Genomic DNA, 20,885 nt, shown 5'->3' on the forward strand with positions numbered 1-20,885 from the left:
CGCCGGTCCGGCCCCCTGCCCTGGCCCGCCCGTGCCCGCGCCCGGGAACGCACCGGGCCCGGCGGCCTGTTCGCCGCCGGGCCCGGTGAACCGCCCGACCTCAGGCGGGTGTCACAGCTCCCGCAGGGCGAAGTCCGCGGTGACCGCCCCCTCCTTGACGATCCGGACGGTGCCAGTGGCCGGCCGGTAGCCGGTGGCGGCGACGACGACCGTCAGCGGGTTGTCCTTGGCGGGCAGCCACAGCGCGTACGAGCCGTCGGTGCCGGTGGCGAGCGTGAAGTCGCCGTTCCTGCTGTCGACTTCGACGACCGCCCCGGCCAGCGGGGTGGTCGTGCCGTCGGCCGCACGTCCGGTGACGGTGCCGGTCAGCAGCCCCCATCCGGACGGCGGCGCCACCGTCATGGTGACCGGCAGCGCCGGTGAGCCGTACGGGGTGTCGCTGTCGACGAGCAGCGCCGCCCGGTGGCTTCCGGCGTCCGCCGAGGTCATCGCGCTCGCGTCCAGGGTGAGTTCGACGGTGACGGAGCCGCCCGCCTTGACCGTGAGCTTCGCGGCCGACTCGGCCAGCCAGGGCACGTCGCCGTGCGCCTGGTCGTAGCCGGCCAACTGCTGCACGGTGGCCCGCGGTACGCCGTACGCGTCGCTCCCGCCGACGGCGTACCAGCCGGGGGCGGACTGGGCTTCGAGCACCGGCTGCGGCAGGCTGGGCAGCGCGGACCAGCTGTCGTCGGCCGGATCGTAGCGCTCGGCCTGGTTGGTGACGGCGTCCGCGCTGATCTGGCTGCCGCCCGCGACCAGCAGGTCGCCGCCGGCGGTGGTGCCGGTGGCGCCCCACACGTCGGAGGGCGCGTCGTGGACCCGGCGCCAGGAGCCGGAGCGCGGGTCGAGGGCGTAGGTGTGGGCGGTGTCGGTCGGCGAGCCCGTCGCGGGCTCGTACGCGCCGCCCGCGCAGTACACGACGCCGTCGGTGGCGCCGCAGACCGGGTACGAGATGGGCTCGGGGTAGGAGGGGCCGGCCGACCAGGTGTCGGTGGCCGGGTCGTAGACCTGCACGTCGTTGGTGCCGCAGCCGAGCCAGTCGCAGCCGCCGACGACGTACAGCCTGTCGCCCACGACCACCGAGCCGGAACCGCCGTACGGGTGCGGCTCGTCGGCGGTCTGCGACCAGGTGTCGGAGGCCGGGTCGTAGACCTCGCCGCCGGAGACGGGATTGCCCGCGGCGTCGCGGCCGCCTGTGACGTACAGCTTGTCGCGGACGAAGCCGTAGGCGGGGCTGAAGCGCGCGGTGGTGGGCGCGGTCAGCGCGTGCCAGCCGCCGGCGGCCGGGTCGTACGCCGCGAAGCCGCGGCTCCACTGCCCGCCGGGCGCTTCGCCGAGTCCGGCGTACAGCACCCCGTGGTCGACGGCGGCCACGCCGCCGAAGGCCGCGGTCGGCAGGTCGGCCAGCGGCTGCCACGCCTGGTCGGTGGGCGGCGCGGTCGTCGGCGCGGCCCCTGCGGTCGCGGCCCGGCGTGCCCCGGCGGCCGCCAGGGTGGTGGGGGTGATCGCCGACGGCACGCGGTCGACGGCGGGTCCGGCCGCGGGTGCGGCGGCGGCGCCGAGGCGCTGCTCGCCGAGCGAGAAGGTGGCCGGCGAGCCGCCGGTGTTCCGCACCGTGACCTGGACGGTCCTGCTGTCGCCCCACGGCACGCTCGCCGCGACCGAGGAGACGCTGTAGCGCAGTTGGGCCGGGTGCAGCGCGAAGTCGGCGCGGGTGACGGCGTTCTGGGCGACGGTGACCTTCGAGGTGATCTGCGGATAGCCGAAGTCCGGCAGTCCCGCGGTGACCTGCTGCCTGCCGGTGCCGGCGGAGAACATCCGGTACCAGCCGTCGCCGACGGCCGGGTCGCCGGGTGAGGCGACGGTGCGTGCGGCGTCGGCGGGCGCGGCGGGCTCACCGACGGTGGCGCCGAGCACGCCCGCGCCGGTGTTGGCGTCGCCGACCCGGCCGACGAGCAGGCCGCCCGGCCGGGTGACCAGGGTGGGGGTGCCGACGGCCACGTCGTCGATCTGCCAGATGCCGGTCAGCGAGCCGGTGAAGTGGAAGCGCAGCCGCACCGACGGCTTGCCGGCGTAGTCCGCGAGCGGCACGGTCTCGTGCGCCGGGCCGCCGAGGACGTCGGTGTGCTGCCACAGCGTGGTCCAGGTCGAGCCGCCGTCGGTGCTGGCGTCGACCGACGCGGTGAGGTCGCCGAGCCGGTAGAGCGAGGGCAGGGCGGTGTCGAACTGCAGCTCCGGCTTGGTCTCGGCGCTGAAGTCGTAGCCGGGGCTGAGCAGTTCGGTGTCGGCCGGGGCCCAGCCGAGGGCGTAGTCGTCGACCTCGGCGAACCGCCCGGCGCCGCCTGTCTGGTTGCCGCGGTTGAGCGGGTCGTCGAACTGCCAGCCGCCGGCCGGGGTGTGGTTCCGCACCGTCCAGCCGCCGGGGGCGGCGGCGGTGGCGAAGGACTGCGACTCGCCGCCGTGGTAGGTCATGGCGTAGCCGGGCGGGAGCGCTCCCGTGGTGTTCAGCGGCAGGGACAGGTCGGCGGTGCGCGGGCCGGAGCCGACCGCGGCGGTGGTCTCGGCCGGCCGGTAGCCGGCGGACAGGGCGGTGGCGTGCACGGTGTAGGTCCGGTTCATCGGGACCTTCACGGTGTAGCGCCCGGTGGCGGGGTCGGTGAAGACCGCGCCGGGGACGCCGTCGAGGGTGATCTTCGCGTAGAGCCCCCAGCCGTGCCCGCCGCCGTCCTTGACGGTGCCGGACAGGACCTGTGAGGGCACCGCGGTCAGCGCGGCGTCCTCGGTGAGCGCGGCGCCGTCGTCGACCTGGACGGTCCCGGCGTCGTCGTCCTGGTAGCCGAAGGCGCTGACGGTGAGGGGGTAGCCGCCGGCCGGCACGTCGAGCCGGTAGCGGCCCTGGGCGTCGGTGGTGGCGCGGTCGGCGCCGAGTGCCACGGTGGCTCCGGCCAGCGGAGCCCCGGTGGCGGCGTCGGTGACCGTGCCGGAGACGGTGCCGTGCGGGCCGGGCCGGAAGGCGGTGACGCCCTGCGGTGTGCCGAGTCCGGTCGGGCCGTCGTAGCCGGGCTGCGCCTGGCAGGTGTAGGCGGGCGTGCAGTCCGGCGTCGTGCCGTAGCCGCAGAGCGAGCTGTCGGGGCAGCTGGCGTCGTCGCCGCGGGTCACGTCGTTGAGCGCGCCGGAGCGCTGGTACGGGTAGGCGGCGGGGTAGGTGCCCGCCACCGGGTCTCCGGCCAGCGCGTAGACGCCGGCGATGATCGGCGCGGCGGCGCTGGTGCCGCCGTAGACGTTCCAGCCGGCGTCGGAGAAGGAGTTGTAGACCGCCACCCCGGTGGCCGGGTCGGCCACGGCGCTGACGTCGGCGACCGAGCGGCCGGCGCAGTCGACCGCGGACTGGAACGCCGGCTTGGGCTCGACGGCGGAGCAGCCGGAGCCGGTGGCGCCCCAGTGCGGTCCGTCGGCGTGCTCGGTGACGCCGTTCCAGACCGACTCGTCCCAGCCGCGGGCGCTGCCGTCGCGGACCAGGGAGGTGCCGCCGACGGAGGTCACGTACGGGGAGGACGCCGGGTAGCTGACGCCGTAGCCGTCGTCGCCGGAGCTGAACACCACGGCGACGCCGGGGTGGTTGAAGTACGCCTCGTCGTAGGCGAGGTCGTCGGTGCTGTCGCCGTAGCCGCCCCAGGAGTTGGAGACGTACTTCGCGCCGAGCGAGACCGCGGTGTCGACCGCGGTGCCCAGGTCGTCGGAGAGGGAGGAGTCCGCCTCGACGAGCAGGATGTGGGCCTGCGGCGCGACCGCGGAGACCATGTCGAGGTCGAGGGAGATCTCGCCGGCCCAGCCCTCGTCGGAGGCGGGGTAGGCGGCGCCGCCGTGCTCGTCCGCCTTGCGGAAGCAGCCGCTGTCGGCGGTGCAGGCGGGGAGCCCGTACTGCTGGCGGTAGACCGCCAGGTCGGCCTCGGCGTTCGGGTCGTCGTAGGCGTCGACGACGGCGATGGTGGTGCCCGCGCCGCCGTCGGCGGGCAGCGCGTAGGCGGACCGCAGGTCGGCGGGGGCGTAGCCGTCGGGGGCCGCGGCGGCGCCGGAGGCATCCCCCGAGGTGTCGCCCGCCGGGGCGCCCCGCTGCACGCCGAGCGAGGCGGTGTGGTCGGTGCGGCGCAGCGCGAAGCAGCTGAAGTGGCCGGGCTTGGGCGTGCCGCAGGCCGGCTCGACGCTCACCGGGGCGCCGCCGGAGCCCGTCGGGGCGGCGGTGGCCTGCTGCGGGAGCAGCACCGCGAGGGCAGCGAGGACGGCGAGGACCGCGGCGGTCGCGGCGGCGGGTATCCGCCGCGTCGCGGCCGGCCGCGGGCGGGGCCGGCCAGCGGGTGTTCGGTCGGCTGTTCGTGGGACGTGCATGGGGACTCCCGGGGGACGGGCGGAGGGGAGCGGCGTCGTTGTCGCAGGGGGCGGTGTGGGGGGAGTGACCAGCGGAGTGACCAGCACAAAGGTCCAGCCGGGGCGATCCGCGGGTCAATGCGGGCCCCTGGCGGTTTGGCGCCGTGTCGTGTTCACGCCCAGATGGGCCCGATCGCGCACCTGAACGGCGATTGAAGCGTCAACCGCTGGCTCTCCGCCGGGAGTTCACATCACAATCGGGCGGAAAACCCCCCTCGCGTCGCGCTCGGAGGCGCGACATCCGACGACGGAACTGACGCTCGGTCACCACCGGTCGCGCTGCGTGTGCGTTGACAGCCGCAGAACCCGCCTCGCCAATGGGCCGCGGTGGTTGCACGTGCAACCGCCGTCGCACCCTGAGCCGTGTACGGGTCGACCCCCGCAAGAACGCATGGAGTCACACGTTGCGCACTTCCACGAGAACCGGACCACCCTTCCGGCGAACCGTCCTCGCCGGCCTGGCCGTGCTCGGCGTCACCGCGCTGAGCCTGCTGGGCATACCGGCCCCGGCCGGCGCCACGACCCCGGTGGCTGCCGCGCCGGCCGCCGCCACCAGCGGGCACCAGCTCTTCGAGCCCTCCTGCGCCACCCCCGGCAAGGGCGAGTTCACCTGCTACGCCCTGCGCCGCACCGACCTCAAGCCGGTCAGGGGCGTCACCCCCGCCGCGGTCTCGCCGACCGGCTGGGGCATAGCGGCAGCCGCCACGGGCCGGCGCAGGGGCACGGGAGCGTGCGGGCGGCTATCGTCGTGGGGGTGAACCTCACCGCGGCCGTCGCCCGCGAGCGCTTCGCCGCCTCCCGGGTGGCGCGGCTGGCCACCGCGGACGCCGCGGGCGTGCCGCACGTCGTGCCGGTGACCTTCGCGGTCGGCGCGGCCGACACCCTCTACTTCGCGGTCGACCACAAGCCCAAGCGCTCCACCGACCTGCGGCGGCTGCGGAACATCGCGGCCAACCCGCGGGTCTCGCTGGTCGCCGACCACTACGCCGACGACTGGTCGGCTCTGTGGTGGTCGCGCGGCGACGGTCTGGCCCGGGTGCTCGCGGACGGCGGAGAGCGGGAGGACGCGCTCGCGTCGCTGAGCGGGAAGTACCCGCAGTACGCGCGGCGGCCGCCGGAGGGCCCGGTGGTGGCCGTCGACGTGCACCGCTGGAGCGGCTGGGCGTACGCGAACTGACGCCGCGTCATATCACGTCACGTCATGTCACGTACCGAACCGTGCCCGCGCGGTCAGGCGCGGTCGCGGGCGGCCTGCAACGGGTCGACGGCGCCGTGGTCGCTCCTGCGCAGCCGGTAGACCTGGAGGCGCAGGTCGTAGTACTTCTCCGTCTCGCCGACCCACTCCATGCCGATCCGGCGGGCGGTCGCTGCTCCGCGTTCGTTGCGCGGCCGCACCACGGCGAACAGTTCGTCGACGCCGTGCTCGAAGGCGTAGTGGGCCACCGCGTTCCCGGCCTCGGCGGCCAGCCCGCGGCCCCACACCGACGGCGCGAGCTGCCAGCCGATCTCCAGGTCGACCCCGTACGGCGGCAGCGGCAGCAGCGCCACCCCACCGACCAGCTCGCCGCTCTCGCGCAGCTCCAGCGCCCAGCGGCCGGCCGGCTGCTCCAGCTCCGCGCCGTTCGCCTGCCAGCAGTCGATCAGCTCGCGCATGGCCGTCAGGTCCTCGGGCCGCCGCATGGCGGGCGCCAGCCAGTGCGTGACCTCGTCGGCGCCGTAGATCACGTGCGCGGCGTCGGTGTCGGTCGGCTCCCACGGGCGCAGCGTCAGCCGCGCTGTCTCGATCCGCGAGCCCTGGAACGAGACCGGCTGCTGGTTGTCGGGCACGATGTCACCGCCTGTTCCGCACGTGCGCTGTCGGGACCGCTCCTGCCCGGATCGTATGACATGACCGTACGCAAAGAGCGGCGCCACGGCCTGCGGCACGCGACGCGGCCCGGCCGGAGGGTGCATCCGGCCGGGCCGCGGGGGTGAGCGGGAGGCGTGCGGTCAGCGCGCCGGACGGCTCACCCGGGGTTCACTGGCTGAGCAGCTTCGTCGTCAGCGTCGCCGCGTTGTACGAGCCCCAGCCGGTGGTGAAGTCCCAGCCGGTCCCGGCGGAGTAGGCGCCGTTGCTGCCGCTGGTGATGTCGTGGAAGCCGGTGCCCTTCGCCGCGTACAGCGAGGGGTTGGCGAAGCCGAGACGGGCGTGCCCGGCCGCGGCGGCCTTCTGGTTGTAGACCGCGGCGAACGCGGCCCACTCCGGGGCGGCCGCGCTGGTGCCGCCCACCTGGCCCCAGCGGCCCTGCGAGTAGATCGACACGCCGGGCGAGGGGTTGGCGAGCGCCGAGACGTCCGGCACCTGCCGCTTGCCGCCGCCCTGCGACTTCTGCACCGGCGTCTGCCAGCTGGGGATCGAGAAGACGCCGGACTTGCCGCCGCCGCCACCGGACCAGGCGGTCTCCCGGCTCCAGGCGTTGGACGAGGTGACGGTCAGCGTGGTGCCGCCGACGCCGGTCACGTACGGGTCGCTGGCCGGGTAGTCGACGGAGGTGCCGCCGGTGCCCGCGTCGTCCGAGCCGGAGTCGCCGGACGCGGCGAAGAAGCTCAGGCCCTCGGCGGCGCCCTGCTGGAAGACCGCGTCGACCGCGCTGATGTTGGCGGAGGTGCGCTGCGTCTCGGCGGCGCCCCAGCTGATGGACGTCACCGGGATGCCGCTGTCCACGATCGCCTGGTAGGTGTCGACCTCGCCCGCGTCGGAGTTCGGCCCCTCGAAGACGGTGATCGCGGCGGCCGGGGCGACCGCGTTGAGCACCTCGATGTCCAGCTCCACCTCGACCTGGCCGCCGCCGAGCGCGCCGGAACCGCCGTCGACCTTGTGCACCGCGGGGGCGGCGGAGCCGAGGGAGTAGTGGCTGTCGTAGGCGGTGATGTTGGACTGCTGGAAGCCGTCGAACTCCAGCAGGGCGACCTGCTGGCCGCTGCCGGTGCCGCCGGTGACGTTGTAGCCGCCCTTGATCTGCGCGGGGGTGTAGCCGCCGCCCGGACCGTTGTGCGGGGTGACGGCGGCCGGCGCCTGGTGGTGCAGCTTGGCGTGGTTGTTCAGCCCGGACACGCCGCTGACCAGGGAGGCGACCGCGGCGGGCACGGTGGGCGCGGCGTCGTTGGCGTAGAAGGTGCGGCCGGTCGCGCCCTCCTTCCAGGTGGACAGGCGGGTGCCGAACGCCTTCTGCAGCTGCGCCGCGGTGCCGCTCGCGTCGACCAGCAGGTTGCCGGAGTGGACCGCGCCGACGGTGAGGCCCTGCGCGCGCAGGAAGTCGGTGACCTTCCGCACGTCGGCCTCGCTGCGCCCGTAGCGCGCGGCGAACTGGGCCTTCGTCAGGTAGTGGCCGTAGCTCGCCGAGTGCGGGTCGCTGACCTGCCCGACGAAGGCGTCGAGGCCCGCGGCGTCGCGCGGCCGCAGGCTGAGCGCCACGGATATGCGGTCGCCCGCGGCGACGGCGCCGGTGCGCACCGCCTGCGAGCCGAGACCGGACACGACGTTCCCGGCCAGGGCGGTGCGGGCGGCCTGCGGGTGCGCGGTGGCGGCGTAGGCGGCGGGGACGACCGCGACCAGCAGGGCCGGGGCCGCGGTGGCCGCCAGCAGTTTCCTACGGAGTGTCACGAGGCTCCTCCAGGTGGGGTGTGGTGCCCGGGACGGGACCGCTCTCCACGCTAGGGACGGATGTGACGGGACGTAAGCGTGGGAACCCTTGCATCGGTTGTTAACAATGCGTTTCCTGTGAAGAAAGTGTTTCCAGGGGTCTTGCGGGCGCCACGTCGGCTTCGGCGCTCGGCGCCCTGTCCGTACTCCGGTCGGCGGCCGTGCTCCGGTCGGCGTCGGCGCTCGGGTCCGCGGCCGCGGCCGGGTCGGACTGCGGCGGCGACAGCGGCGCGGTGGCCAGCATGTGGGCCAGCGCGGTCCGCGAGCGCACGCCGAACCGGCGGTAGAGCCGCGACAGCGTGCCCTCGACCGTCTTGACGCTGATGAACAGTTCGGCCGCGACCTCGCGGTTCGTCGCGCCGCCGGACACCAGCCGGGCCACGCGCGCCTCGGCCGGCGTCAGCCGGGTGGCGCCGGAACCGGCCGCGGCCACCGCGCCGTCCACACGGGCGAGTTCGTCCGCGGCACGCAGGGCGAGCGGCGCCGCGCCGAGGTGCCCGGCGAGCGCGGCCGCCTCGGTCAGCGCCGCCCTGGCCGCGGTGCGGTGCCGGGCCCTGCGCTCCACCGTGCCGAGCGCGGTCAGCGCGCGGACCAGGTCGACCGGGAGCGCCGAGGGGCGCAGCCGGTCCACCGCCGCCGTCAGCAGCGCGACGCCGTCCTTGCTGCGGCCAGCCGCCGCGGCGCGCAGGCCGGCGGCGCGGTCCAGCGCGGCGAGCGTGCTGCCCGGGGTCCGACCGGTGACCTTGCGGCGCGCCTCGCGGAGCACCGCGCCGGCCGCGTCGTGCTCGCCGAGCATGGCGAGCGCCTCGGCGAGGTCGGCGTGCCAGCCGAGCAGCGGTGGGTCGGCCGCGCCCATCGACGCGCCGATCTCGGCGACCCGGCGCAGTGACTCCACCGCCCCGGCGGCCCGCGGCCGGTCGCCGGCGAACAGTGCCGCCTGGCCGTGCACCGCCAGGGCGCGCAGCAGGAACAGCCGGTCGCCGTCGGCCTCCGACGCCCGCACGGCGCGGGCGGCCAGCCGCAGCGCGCGCTCGGCGTCGCCGCCGAAGGTCTCGGCGAGCGCGGCCGCGTACAGCGCGGGGGCCGACATCGCGCCCGCGTCGGCGACGACCGCGGTGCAGCGGGCCGCGGTGCGCAGGGCCTCCCGGCACTCCCCCGCCTTCACCTGCACCCGGGTGAGCGCCACGAGCGCGGCGACGGTCGGCTCCACCCCCGCCACCCCGCCGGTGGCGGCGAGCAGGCCGGTCAGCTGCCCGGCGGCCTGGCCGACCCGGTCGGCGTCCAGCGCGAGCACCGCCCGCAGCCTGACCAGGCCCCAGCCCTGCGGGCCGCTGCCGGCCAGCGCCGCGGCCGGAAAGGCCGGCCCGGCCGGCGGCGTCCGGGCGCCCTCGGAGGGCTCCGCATCGGCATCGGCATCCGGCTCGGGCTCGGGCCCCGGTTCCGCCCTCGGGGCGAGGTGCGACGCCTCGCGCCGCGCGCCGGTGAACCGCTCCGGCCACAGCACCAGCGCCAGGGCCGCGGACAACGCCTCCTCGGCGTCCCCCGGCTCGCCGGCCAGCGACCGCACCCGGGCGAGTGTGGACAGCGCGGCGATCCGGGTGTCCGCGTCGCCCGCGGCGGCCGCGCACCGATCGGAGCGCCGCGCGTGCTCGGCGGCCTCCTCCAGCGCGCCGCCGAGCAGACCGCGCAGCGCCGCCCAGTGGTAGAGGGCGGCCTCCAGGTCGGGCGCACCCGCCGCGTCCCGCAGGCCGTCCTCGATCAGCCCGGCCGCGTCCTGGAGCGCCTGCCCCGCGTTGCGCAGCAGCACCAGGCGGGCCTGGACGCGCAGGCGTGCCGACGCGGAGCCGGCGAGCACCTCGCGGGCGGCCTGCTCGGACTCCTCGCGGTGCCCGGCGTCGCAGGCGAAGCCGGCGGCGGCCAGCAGCCGCCGGTCGCGGTCCGCCGGACTCTCGCGGGGTGTCCTGCGCGCGGCGAGCAGGGCGAGTTCCGCGGCGGCGTCGGGTGCGCCGCGGCCGCGGGCGGCGTGCGCCGCGGTGGTCAGGTCGGCGGCGGTGGCCTCGTCGGCCTCGGGCCTGGCGAGCGCCGCGTGCCGCGCGCGCCCGGCGGGATCGGCGACGGCGGCGGCCAACCGGGCGTGGGCGAGGCGGCGTTCGGCCGGGGAGGCGTCGGCGTGCACCGCGGCGCGCAGCACCGGATGGGTGAAGCGCAGGGCCTGCGACGGCTCGACGGTGAGCACGCCGAGCCCCTCCCCCGCCGCGGCCGCGGCGCCCGCGCCGGTCGCTCCCGCGGCCCGCAGCAGCGCGGTGGTGGGGGCGGCGGCGACGCTCGCGACGAGCAGGGCGTGCCGGGTGGCGTAGGGCAGGGCCCGCACCCCGGCCAGCAGCCGGTCGCGGAGCGCGCCGGGCACCGGGAGGAGACCGCCGTGGTCGGCGGACAGCTCACCGGCCGGCGCGCCGCGGGCCAGCTCCAGCGCGTAGTACGGGTTTCCCGCCGCGGTGCGCAGCACCGCCCGCAGCACCGGCGGCGGCGGTGCGACGCCGGTGGACAGCAGCAGCAGCGCCACGTCGTCGTCGGCCAGCGGCGGCACGTCGAGGACCGCGGTGTCCGGCGGGAGGCAGCGCACGCCCTCGGCGCGCGGGCCGGGGCCGGCTGCCTCGGAGGGGAGCGGGCGGGCGGCCGCCGGAGGTCCCGGCGGCCGCTCGGCGGCGACGATCCGGATGTCCTCGTCGTCGATGCGCCGGGCCACGAACGCCAGGACGTCCGCGGTCGGCCGGTCCAGCCACTGCAGGCCGTCCACCACGAGCACCACCGGTCCGCGCGCGGCGAGCGGCCGCAGCGCCTCCAGTACCGCCACGCGCACCGCGAGGGCGCCGCCGGACTCCCGGACCGTTGGCGGCGCCGGCGCCCGCTCCCACGGGTGCGGGTCCTCCGGGTGCTCCAGGCCATCGGCGCCGCGCTCCCGCGGTTCGTGCGCGGCCCCGTGCAGGAGCGCGCCGCGCAGGGCGGCGCGCGGCGCGGGCGGCAGCGCGTCGATCACCGCGTGCGGCACCCTGGCGAAGAGGTCGATCAGGCCGAGGTAGGGCAGCGCGGCGTCCTCGGGGGCGGGCGTGCAGCGCAGCACGGTCGCTCCCGCGGCGACGTCCTCGGCGGCGACGGCGGCCAGCAGTGTCGACTTGCCGATGCCGGCGGGGCCGCGCAGCAGCAGGCCGTGGCGTTCGCGCAGCCGGTCGCGGGCGGCCGCCAGCAGCTCGGCGCGGCCGGTCAGCGCGGGGGGCGTCCGGCGGCGGTGGCCCGCCGCGCGGGCGTCCGGCCGGGTGTCCGGGTGGGACGGCGCGGCCGCAGGCACGATTCCGTCGGGCACGGTGCGTCCCCTCTCTCCTCGGGACCGGCTCGCTCCTCGGGACCGGGCAACCTCCTTGATCATGAGCGACGTTCGTGGTCATGACAACCAAGAGTGAGCAAGCACATCCAGGGGGTGGCCCGCCGAGCGGCCGGTTCAGGACACCCCTGCCGCCCGGCCCCGGGCCGGTTCAGGGCTTGCGCGCGACGGCCCCGTACATCGCGATCTGATCGTCCGTCACGGCCGGGTCGACGTCGCCGTCCGGACGCCACCGGTGCACCTGGACGATCCCGGGGTCGACCAGTTCCACGCCCTCGAAGTACGGCCGGGCCTCGGCCAGCGTGCGCAGCCGCATCGGCATGCCGCGCGCCGCGTACTCGCGGCCCACCCGGCCGACCTCCTCCGGCGCGAAGTCGGCCGTCCCGATGGACATCGCCAGGTAGCTCCCGGACGGCAGCGGGTCCAGCAGGCGGCGGACGATGCCCACCGGGTCGGCGTCGTCCATGACCAGGTGCACCATCGCGATGATGGTCAGGCCGACCGGCTGCGACAGGTCGATGGTCTCGGCGAACTGCGCGGACGCCAGGATCGCGGCCGGGTCCCGCATGTCCGCCTCGATGTACTCGGTGCGGCCCTCCGGCGTGCTGGAGGACAGCCCCTCGGACAGGGTGAGGACGATCGGGTCGTTGTCCACGTAGACCACCCGGGACCGCGGGGTGATGGACTGGGCGACCTCGTGGACGTTGGGGCGGGTGGGGATGCCGGTGCCGATGTCCAGGAACTGCCGGATGCCCGCCTCCTGCGCGAGGAAGCGGGTCACGCGGTGCATGAACTTCCGGTTCTCCCGCATGTGCGGCACGATCGCCGGCCACACGTCGACCATGGCGTCCGCCGCCTCCTTGTCGGGCGGGTAGTAGTCCTTGCCGCCCAGGATGCAGTCGTACACCCGCGCCGGGTGCGGGTTCCTGGTGTCGATGCGGTCGGCGGTCCAGCCGTTCTCTGACACGCGGTCCTCCTGGTCTCGTGGTGGGCGCCGCTCGCGCGGCCGCCGCCTGCCGTGCCGTGCTCAGATCTCCTCGCGCAGGGCGCGCAGCAGGGTCCTGGTCTGCTTGTCGGGCGCCGCCTGCGCCGCGAGCCGGTCCATGGCCTCGCGGTAGGCGGACACCTCCTCCGGCTTGTCGAGGTAGGACGAGTCGACCAGACCGCCTATGTAGACGACGTCCGGCAGTTCCGCCGCCTCGAACCGGAAGAGCTGGAAGGAGCCCGCCCGGGTGGCCGGGTGCGGCCCTCGGGCGAAGGGCATGAACTGCAGCCGGACGCCGGGCAGCGTGCCCATCTCCAGCAGGTGGTCGATCTGGGCGCGCATCACGTCCGGCCCGCCGACCGGCCGGCGCAGCACCGTCTCGTCCATCACCGTCCACAGCAGCGGCGGCCGCGGCCGGGTCAGGATGCGCTGGCGGGCCAGCCGCAGGGCGACCCGGCGGTCGATCTCCTCGGGCGCGGCCTGCGGGTGGCCGGCGCTCAGCAGCGCGTGCGCGTACTCCTCGGTCTGCAGCAGGCCCGGCACGAACTGCGCCTCGTAGGTGCGGATGTGCAGGGCCGCCTGCTCCAGGCTGAGGTAGGCGCCGAACCAGTCGGGCATCACGTCCCGGTAGGTGTGCCACCAGCCGTGCTTGTTGGCCTCGCGGGTCAGCGCGAGGAAGGTCTCGATCTCCGAGGGGTCGTCCACGCCGTAGGTGCGCAGCAGCCGCTCGACGTCGGACAGCCGCAGCCTGGCCACCTTGGCCTGTTCCATCCTGCGGATGGTCGAGTGGCTCATGCCGATCGCGTCGCCGGCCTGCTCGAAGGTCACTCCGGCCCGCGTCCTGCGTTCTTCCAGCTGGCGGCCGAGGATCATCCGCAGCACCGTCGGAGGGGTTCCGTCCCACCCCTTGCCGATGCCCGCCACAAGTCACCTCCCGCGGGTGCATGCCCTGCTGCCGCAGTGTGCCACGTTGCCGCGCCCCGGGTCTCTTTGTCTTTCAAACTGCGAATTGCACTTTACAGCTTGCGAGTTGAGTGACACAGCACGATAGTTGGGGCGGTGGCCCGGCTGGTCCGGGATGATGACGACGTTGTCATGACGACGGTCATCCCCTCTCCGCGCGCCCGTGCGGCACGGGCCGCGGCGGCACCCCATCCCCCTATGCACACCGGCCCCGTCGCAGGGCCCGTCGCCGAGGCGCACCACGCCCGGTCGCGACCCCGCACCCGGCCACGACGAGAGGCGACGACCATGACTGCGTTGCCGCGGACAGGACGGGCGTTGCCTGCCGAACCCCCCGAACTCCCCGGTGGACCCGGTGCGGAGGGCGGCGCCGTGCGCCGCCGGCTGCGCGTCCCGGTGCCGCCCGGCTTCCCGTCCGGCGCCCGCTGCGACGTCGTCGAGACCTCCGCGCGGCACGGGCTGCGGGTCCTCGGCCGGCTGCCGGGCGCCGGCTGCGTGCTGGCCGACGGCGACCGCTGGTACTGGGCCGTGCCCACCGGCTCCGACGTCGACGTGGCGTGGCCGCAGCCGGCCCGCTACCTGGTGGACGCCGCCCTCCTCGTGCCCTCCCGCGACCTCGGTTGCGGTGAGCCGGGCGACCGGGAGGTGGTCCACCCCTCCGGCCACCGGGCGCCGTACACCCACCCGATCCTGCTCTACTTCGCGGTGTGCTGCGTGGCCGGCGTGCGGCCCGCGCTGACGGTGTCCTGACCGCGGGCGGCGCGCGGGGCGTTGGGCGCCGCAGACGGGAAGGCCCGGCGCACGGGTGCGCCGGGCCTTCCCGCATGGGGGTCGGACGGACTTCCGGCGGAGGCCGGAGGGAGCGGGGTTCAGCAGCGGGTCAGGAGGCGGTCCACGACTGGTTGGCGCCTCCGGTGCAGTCCCAGAGCTGGACCTGCGTGCCGGGGGTGGTGGACCAGCCGGTGTCGTCCAGGCACCGGCCGGAGTTGGGGTTGCGCAGCGAGCCGTCGGCCTGGTGCTGCCAGACCTGTGCGACGGTCCCGTTGCAGGTGTAGAGGTCGACCAGGGTGCCGTTCGCGGTGCCCGCGGCGGTGGCGTCGAGGCACTTGCCGAGCGCACGGACGGTCTGGTCGGCGCCGAGCGTCCACTGCTGGGCGCCGGTTCCGTTGCAGGTGTAGACGTCGACCTTGGTCTTGTCGGCGCTGTTGGCGCCGGCCACGTCGAGGCACAGCCCCTGGTAGCCGACCAGTTGCCCGGACAGGACCGAGTTCGCGGGCACCACCGTCCACACGAAGGAGACGCCGGACTGGGCGCCCGCCGCGTCGCGGGCGGTGACGTCCACGGTGGTGGTGCCCGCCTGCGTCGGGGTGCCGGTGATCGTGCCGGAGGACGAGAGGGACAGGCCGGCCGGCAGGCCGGTCGCGGTGAAGGTGGGCGTCTGGCCCGCGGTGGTGTCGGCCGCCGCCACCTGCACCGAGACGGCAGAACCCGTCAGACCCTCCTGGGCGCCGGGGTTGGTGACCTTCAGCGGCGCGCCGAGCTGCGCCGAGGTGACGTTCAGCGTGCCGGTCAGCGGCAGGTTTCCGTCGGAGTCGCCGACGGAGACGCCGTACGCGCCGGTGCTGGTGGCCCACGCGTTCGTGGTGGCGTTCCAGAACTGCAACTCGGTCTGGGTCAGCGGGAAGGACACCGTCTTGGCGGCCCCGGGCTGGAGGTCGACCCGGGCGAAGCCCTCCAGCTGGCGGGGCGGTTCGCCGGAGGCGGCGGGCTGGGTGACGTAGAGCTGGGCGATGTCGGCGCCGGCCCGCGACCCGGTGTTGGTGACCGTGGCGGTGACGGTGGCCGCGCCGCCCGCGGACAGCGTCCCGACGTGCAGGTCGCTGAAGGCGAAGCTGGTGTAGGACAGGCCGAAGCCGAACGGGAAGAGCGGGGTGAGGTGGTTGGCGTCGTAGTAGCGGTAGCCGACGTCGACGCCCTCGGAGTACTGCACGGTCCCGCCGCTGCCCGGCCACTGCTGGGCGGTGTGCGCGGGGACCTGCGAGAGGGAGGCCGGGAAGGTCACCGGCAGGTGGCCCGAGGGGTTGGTGTCGCCGAACAGCAGCGAGGCGATGGCGGTGCCGTCGCCCTGACCCGGGTACCAGGCCTCCAGTACGCCCTTGACCGAGCCGAGCCACGGCATGGTCACCGCGGAGCCGGTGTTGAGCACCACGACGGTGTTGGGGTTGGCCGCGGCGACGGCGGAGATCAGGTTGTTCGACGCACTCGACAGGTCGATGCCGCCGAGGTCGCCGCCCTCGGACTCGAAGTCGCTGACGAAGACCACCGCGACACTGGACGAGGCGGCGAGCGAGGCGGCCGAGGAGGTGCTGGAGCCGCTGTCGTAGCGGACGCTGACGCCGCTGCCGGCGCGCGAGGTGATGCCCTGCAACGGGGTCACGGTGCCGCTGGAGTTGACCGCGGCGCTGCCGCCGCCGGCGGTCTGCGGGCTGGTGGAGGCGTCCGCGCCGATCACCGCGATGGACTGGGTGCCGGTGCCGAACGGCAGCACGCCGCCGCTGTTCTTCAGCAGCACGGTGCCCTCGGCGGACAGCTGGGTGGCGGTGTTCCTGTTCGCGGTGCTGGTGGCGGTCTGGCCGGGCGAGCCGCTGGGCGCCCGGTCGAAGAGCCCGAAGGCGAACATCTGGGTGAGGATGCGGCCGGTCATCGTGTTGAGCGTGGCCTGGCTGACCGAGCCGGAGTTGACCGCGTTGGTCAGCGCGGTGCCGTAGAAGCCGTCGTTGCCCGGCATGTCCTGGTCCAGGCCGGAGTTGGCGGACGCGGCGGTGGCGTGGGTGGCTCCCCAGTCGGAGGTGACGAACCCCTGGAAGCCGAACTGCTGGCGCAGCGCGGTGTTCATCAGGTACGGGTTCTGGCAGGCGTAGGTGCCGTTGACGGTGCTGTAGGAGCACATCACCGAGGACGCCGCGCCCTGCTGCACCGAGGCGCGGAAGGCGGGCAGGTAGATCTCCTGCAGCGCCTTGGTGCTGACCACGGCGTTGTCCGAGGGGGTGTTGCGGTTGGTCTCCTGGTTGTACACCGCGAGGTGCTTGACCTGGGCCATCACTCCGGTGGACTGCACCCCGCGGATGTTCGCGGCGCCGAGCTGCCCGTTGAGGTACGGGTCCTCGCCCACCGACTCGAACGCCCGGCCCCAGCGCGGGTCGCGGTCGATGTTGATGGTCGGGCCGAGGTCGACGGTGCTGCCCTTGGCGGCCTCCTCGCCGCCGATCACCCTGCCGTAGGACTGCTCCGCGGCGGTGTCCCAGGTGGCCGCGAGGCTGACCGGCGCGGGGAGCTGGGTGACGTTGGTCATGCCGTCGGCGACGCCGGCCGGGCCGTCCTCCAGGTTCATCGCCGGGATGCACAGCGCGGGGATCGCCGGGGTGAACCCGACGTAGCCCGACCCGCCGGAGCCGGTGGCGAGCGACACCTTCTGCGCGGTGGTCAGCTGCGCGATCACCTGGGAGACGCGCTGCGGGATCGGTGCGGTGGAGTGCACCCAGGGGCAGGCGGCCGCGGCGGCGGCCGGCCGCGGCTGGGCATCGGCGCCCGGCGCCGCGACGGCGCCCAGCAGACCGGTGCCGCCGGCGATCAGGGCGAGTGCGGCGAGATACGGCGTACGCCGCCTCCCGCTGGTACGGAACGTTTGCACGATGCCTCCAAGCACCTGCAGAGGGGGGTGTTCCGGTGGGTACGGGGAAAGGCCGAAGGTTTCGAAACATGGACGCACCCCTTGCCGGCGGAGGGCGAACGTCCGGTGGTGCGGATGTGATTGAACTCGCCTGACGGGACCCGGTCAAGGGCTGTACCAGCATTGCGGCAGGGACTTGACCCGGGAGCGGCGCTCGCCCGTCCCTTCAGGAAGTGAAGACAAGGACGCGGCGGCCTCGCCACGAGAACGCTTTCTTCTTCAAGTACCGGAAACAACAGGTCAGTCCGGTGATCGCGGCGGCGACCTCGCCCCGCCCGGCGGCCCGTGAGGCGACGTCCGGCGTCAGCCCGCGTCGGCGCCGATCTCGGCCAGCCGGCGGGCGAGGTACTTGCGCTCGGTGTCGGTCGCGGCGAGTTGCAGGGCGCTCTGGTACGCCTGCGCCGCCTCGTCCCAGCGGCTGAGCCGGCGCAGCAGGTCGGCGCGGACCGCGGGCAGCAGGTGGTAGCCGTCGAGCTTGCACGCCGCGGAGAGGTCGTCGACGAGGGCGAGGCCGGCGGCGGGCCCCTCCGCCATGGCGATGGCCACCGCCCGGTTCAGCTCCACCACCGGGGACGGCATGACCTCGGCGAGCCTGCGGTAGAGGTGGGCGATCGCCGCCCAGTCGGTGTCCGCCTCGGAGGTGGCGGTGGCGTGGCAGGCCGCGATGGTGGCCTGCAACTGGTACGGGCCGACGTCCCCGCGGTCCAGCGCGGACTCCAGCACGGCGATGCCCTCCTCGATCTCGCCGCGCTGCCAGGAGGAGCGGTCCTGCTCGGCCAGCGGCACGAGTTCGCCGGCGCCGCTGACCCGGGCGTCGCGCCGGGCGTGGTGCAGCAGCATCAGCGCGTTCAGGCCGAGCACCTCCGGCTGGTCGGGCATCAGCCGGGCCAGCAGCCTGACCAGCCGGATCGCCTCGGCGCACAGGTCGGGGCGGAGCAGGTCGGCGCCGGTCGTCGCGGTGTAGCCCTCGTTGAACAGCAGGTACAGCACCGCCAGCACGCCCGGCAGCCGCTCCGGCAGCAGGTGCGCGGGCGGCACCCGGTAGGGGATCTGGGAGTGCCGGATCTTCTCCTTGCCGCGGACCAGGCGCTTGGCCATGGTCTGCTCCGAGACCAGGCAGGCCCTGGCGGTCTCCGCGGTGGTCAGACCGGCGAGCGTGCGCAGCGTCAGCGCCACCCGGGCGGGCAGCGGCAGCGCGGGGTGGCAGCAGGTGAACATCAGCCGCAGCCGGTCGTCCTCGATGTCGTCGGGGTCGTCCGGCGCCCGCTCCTCGTCGTGGCGCAGGTCGAGGGCGATCTGGCGGAGTTTGACCGCCTCGACGCTGCGCCGTCTGAGCTTGTCGATCGCCCGGTTGCGGGCGGTCGTGACGATCCAGGCGCCCGGGCGGGCCGGCACGCCGTCCCTCGGCCACTTGGCCAGCGCCTGGGTGAACGCGTCCTGAGCGCACTCCTCGGCCAGGTCCCAGTCGCCGGTGGTGCGGATCAGCGTGGCGACCACCCGGGCCCACTCGGCCCGGAAGGTCGTCGCGACGGCCGCCTCGACGTTCACCCGCGGAAGGGGCGGATCTCGATCCGGCCGGTGAGCGCCACCGGGTGGCGGGAGGCGATCTCGATCGCCTCCTTCTCGTCGGCGCAGTCGATGATGTCGTAGCCGGCGATGACCTCCTTGGTCTCCGCGAACGGCCCGTCGGCGAGCAGCACTTCGCCGCCGCGCACGCGCACCGTGGTGGCGTCCCGGTACGGGCGCAGCTCGTCGCCGTGCAGCCGGATCCCGGCGGCGTCCAACTCGTCGGCCCAGGGCATCGGTTCGTCCGGTTCGACCGGCTCCAGGGGCTCGCGGTCGTAGACGGCCTTGTCTACGCAGACGAAGAGCATGAACTTCATCGGTTCGTACCTCCAGTCGGGCCCTTGCGCGGCAGACCTGATCCTACGGCGCGGCGCCCGCAGTCGTCCGGTGATGACACCCGGCGGTCCGGTGGGAATCGTTCCGCATCCCCCCTTCACCTCGACGAACCGGTCGCCGGGGAAAGGACATTCGGGAAAAGGGTGATCCCACCGGACCGCCTGCCGCGGGGTGCTACGGGGTGGCCGCCCCGGCCGGCGGCAGGCCCTGCGCGGCGAGCCGCCAGATGACGTCGGCCGCCGCGCCGCTGAACTCCGACAGCGCCTTGGGGTTCAGGTTGTGGATGTCGTCGCACGCCTGGTGGAAGCAGGCGTCATACGACACCCCGGCCGTTCCCCCGTAAGTGGCAGCCTCCTCGGGGGTCTTGAGGTCCGCGGCGCCGCCGAACAGGCCGCCGGTCGGGACCCCCGCGTCGATCAGCGGGCCGAGCGAGGAGCCGTCGAAGGTGGTCGGCTCGATCGGCTCGGTGGCCAGGTGACGCGCGGTGAACCAGTTCTCGAACAGCTGCTGGATCTGCACCGAGCCGGCCGGCCCGTCGCCGTTGAAGACGAACCTGGCGTAGTTCGGCGAGCCGATCGAGTCCAGGTCGATCGCCGCGTAGATGCGCCCGAGTTGGGCCGGGCTCAGCGTCTGCACGTAGTGGTAGGAACCCTGCAGTCCGATCGCCCCGGTCTCGTCCCGCACCGCGCGGGTCTCCTCGGCGCCGAAGAAGACGAAACGGATCTTGTACGTCGGGTTCAGGTGCAGCCGGTGGATCTGCTCGGCGATCTCCAGCGCGGTCGCCACGCCGCTGCCGTCCTCGTTGATGCCGGGACCGGTGGGCAGCGCGTCCAGCGGGGCGTGCACCAGCAGCACGTGCCGCGGGTCGCCGCCCTTGCTCTCGGCGACGATGTTCTCGGTCGTGGCGTTCGGGTCGTTCTGCGTGCTGGTGCGCACGTGGACGGTGACCGGCCCCGCCTTGGCCGCGGAGTACAGCGAGGCGCCGTCCGCGTAGCTGAGCATCCCGACGACCGGGATGCCGACGCTCTCACCGATGGTGCCGCCGTCGGCCTGGTCACGGCCCGGCTGCCCCTCGTTGAAGATGACCACCGCGGCGTAGCCCGCCGCCTCGGCGTTGAGCACCTTGGTCTCGAACGCGCAGGTGCCGCGCTGGATCAGCGCGATCGGCCGCTCCCCGGGGCCGACCGGCGGGAAGTCCGCGACATCGCATCCGGAGCTGGACGAGGGTGTCGGCGCGGGCGGCACCATCACGTTGGTGGTCGGGACCAGCGGGCCGGTCACGTCCCCGCTGCCGGAGTACGCGAACGTCGTGGTGGTGAAGGAGGCGGTCGCCGGGGACACCTCGTCGACCACCGGCGGAGCCAGCTCGTTGTAGAACGGGAAGGTGAAGCGCTGCTCGTTGACCGTGTACCCGGCGTCGCGCAGCGTTCCGGCGACGTAGCGGGCCGCGGCCTCGTAGCCGGGCGTGCCGGACGCGCGCATCTCGTCGTTGTGGTCGGCTATTCGTGCCAGCGCCTGTTCGTGGGCGAGGATGCCCCGGCTGGTGACGCTCCTCGCCAGGGCCTTGGCCTCGACGGACGTCGGTACGCCGTGGTCCTGGCCGCGGCCCGCGGTGGCGGCGGTGGCGGCCGGCTGTGCGGTCATACCGACCGCGGCGACGGTCGCCATGGTGATGAGCATCGCGAAGCGTCTTCGCATGATCCCTCCTACGTCTTCCTGCATCTGGTGCAACAGGGGCCTTACAGTCGGACGGCGCGCACCCCGCCGTGAGGCGGAATGC

The 20,885-nt window shown here is 74.8% G+C and carries 13 protein-coding genes; 3 read left to right on the forward strand and 10 right to left on the reverse strand.

The features are described 5' to 3' along the window. Positions 1–111 precede the first annotated feature (111 nt). Positions 112–4,425: a carboxypeptidase regulatory-like domain-containing protein gene (locus V2S66_RS10760; RefSeq protein WP_330794370.1), complete on the reverse strand. Its 4,314-nt coding sequence runs from the start codon at positions 4,423–4,425 to the stop codon at positions 112–114. A gap of 443 nt (positions 4,426–4,868) precedes the next feature. Between V2S66_RS10760 and V2S66_RS10765 the strand changes: the two genes are divergently transcribed. Both V2S66_RS10765 and V2S66_RS10770 read left to right on the forward strand, forming a co-directional pair. Further along, the gene (locus tag V2S66_RS10765; RefSeq protein WP_330794371.1) at positions 4,869–5,222 is read left to right on the forward strand and encodes a hypothetical protein; all 354 of its coding nucleotides are present in this window, start codon (positions 4,869–4,871) and stop codon (positions 5,220–5,222) included. After that, positions 5,219–5,641 carry a TIGR03668 family PPOX class F420-dependent oxidoreductase gene (locus V2S66_RS10770; protein WP_330794372.1) on the forward strand — a complete coding sequence of 141 codons (423 nt, stop codon included), beginning with the start codon at positions 5,219–5,221 and terminating at the stop codon, positions 5,639–5,641. The genes V2S66_RS10765 and V2S66_RS10770 overlap by 4 nt, the downstream gene beginning before the upstream one ends. A gap of 53 nt (positions 5,642–5,694) precedes the next feature. Here V2S66_RS10770 and V2S66_RS10775 read toward each other — a convergent pair whose 3' ends face one another. From V2S66_RS10775 to V2S66_RS10795, 5 genes are all read right to left on the reverse strand, one after another. After that, positions 5,695–6,291, reverse strand: a complete 597-nt coding sequence (locus tag V2S66_RS10775; RefSeq protein ID WP_330794373.1) for a GNAT family N-acetyltransferase — start codon at positions 6,289–6,291, stop codon at positions 5,695–5,697. A 190-nt stretch (positions 6,292–6,481) separates the two neighbouring features. Continuing rightward, positions 6,482–8,107 (reverse strand): S53 family peptidase, encoded by a 1,626-nt coding sequence (locus V2S66_RS10780; RefSeq protein WP_330794374.1) that lies wholly within the window; start codon positions 8,105–8,107, stop codon positions 6,482–6,484. 100 nt (positions 8,108–8,207) lie between these two features. Beyond that, on the reverse strand, positions 8,208–11,507 hold the full coding sequence (locus tag V2S66_RS10785; protein ID WP_330794375.1) for a helix-turn-helix transcriptional regulator: 3,300 nt from the start codon (positions 11,505–11,507) through the stop codon (positions 8,208–8,210). A 169-nt stretch (positions 11,508–11,676) separates the two neighbouring features. After that, positions 11,677–12,492 carry an SAM-dependent methyltransferase gene (locus tag V2S66_RS10790; RefSeq protein WP_330794376.1) on the reverse strand — a complete coding sequence of 272 codons (816 nt, stop codon included), beginning with the start codon at positions 12,490–12,492 and terminating at the stop codon, positions 11,677–11,679. A 60-nt stretch (positions 12,493–12,552) separates the two neighbouring features. Then, positions 12,553–13,383, reverse strand: a complete 831-nt coding sequence (locus tag V2S66_RS10795) for a helix-turn-helix domain-containing protein (RefSeq protein WP_330794377.1) — start codon at positions 13,381–13,383, stop codon at positions 12,553–12,555. 408 nt (positions 13,384–13,791) lie between these two features. Here V2S66_RS10795 and V2S66_RS10800 point away from each other — a divergent pair, with 408 nt between their 5' ends. After that, complete coding sequence (locus V2S66_RS10800) at positions 13,792–14,223, forward strand: hypothetical protein (protein ID WP_330794378.1); 432 nt, start codon at positions 13,792–13,794, stop codon at positions 14,221–14,223. Positions 14,224–14,353: 130 nt separating this feature from the next. On the opposite strand, the gene V2S66_RS10805 is transcribed toward V2S66_RS10800, so the two are convergent. The 4 genes from V2S66_RS10805 to V2S66_RS10820 form a co-directional block, all read right to left on the reverse strand. After that, positions 14,354–17,164, reverse strand: a complete 2,811-nt coding sequence (locus V2S66_RS10805) for a glycoside hydrolase family 3 C-terminal domain-containing protein (RefSeq protein ID WP_330794379.1) — start codon at positions 17,162–17,164, stop codon at positions 14,354–14,356. A 342-nt stretch (positions 17,165–17,506) separates the two neighbouring features. Next, positions 17,507–18,751: an RNA polymerase sigma factor gene (locus tag V2S66_RS10810; protein ID WP_330794380.1), complete on the reverse strand. Its 1,245-nt coding sequence runs from the start codon at positions 18,749–18,751 to the stop codon at positions 17,507–17,509. Then, the gene (locus V2S66_RS10815) at positions 18,748–19,086 is read right to left on the reverse strand and encodes a YciI family protein (RefSeq protein WP_330794381.1); all 339 of its coding nucleotides are present in this window, start codon (positions 19,084–19,086) and stop codon (positions 18,748–18,750) included. Before V2S66_RS10815 ends, V2S66_RS10810 begins: the two co-directional genes overlap by 4 nt. 193 nt (positions 19,087–19,279) lie before the next feature. Further along, positions 19,280–20,803: a M28 family peptidase gene (locus V2S66_RS10820; protein WP_330794382.1), complete on the reverse strand. Its 1,524-nt coding sequence runs from the start codon at positions 20,801–20,803 to the stop codon at positions 19,280–19,282. Positions 20,804–20,885: the final 82 nt, after the last annotated feature.

Source organism: Actinacidiphila polyblastidii, assembly GCF_036353415.1.
Lineage (GTDB): Bacteria > Actinomycetota > Actinomycetes > Streptomycetales > Streptomycetaceae > Actinacidiphila > Actinacidiphila polyblastidii.

Bases quoted from the DNA above. Each gene is read 5' to 3' on its own strand.
- V2S66_RS10795 (WP_330794377.1), bottom strand. From the start codon at position 13,383: ATGATCCTCGGCCGCCAGCTGGAAGAACGCAGGACGCGGGCCGGAGTG.
- V2S66_RS10760 (WP_330794370.1), bottom strand. From the start codon at position 4,425: ATGCACGTCCCACGAACAGCCGACCGAACACCCGCTGGCCGGCCCCGC.
- V2S66_RS10815 (WP_330794381.1), bottom strand. From the start codon at position 19,086: ATGAAGTTCATGCTCTTCGTCTGCGTAGACAAGGCCGTCTACGACCGC.
- V2S66_RS10820 (WP_330794382.1), bottom strand. From the start codon at position 20,803: ATGCGAAGACGCTTCGCGATGCTCATCACCATGGCGACCGTCGCCGCG.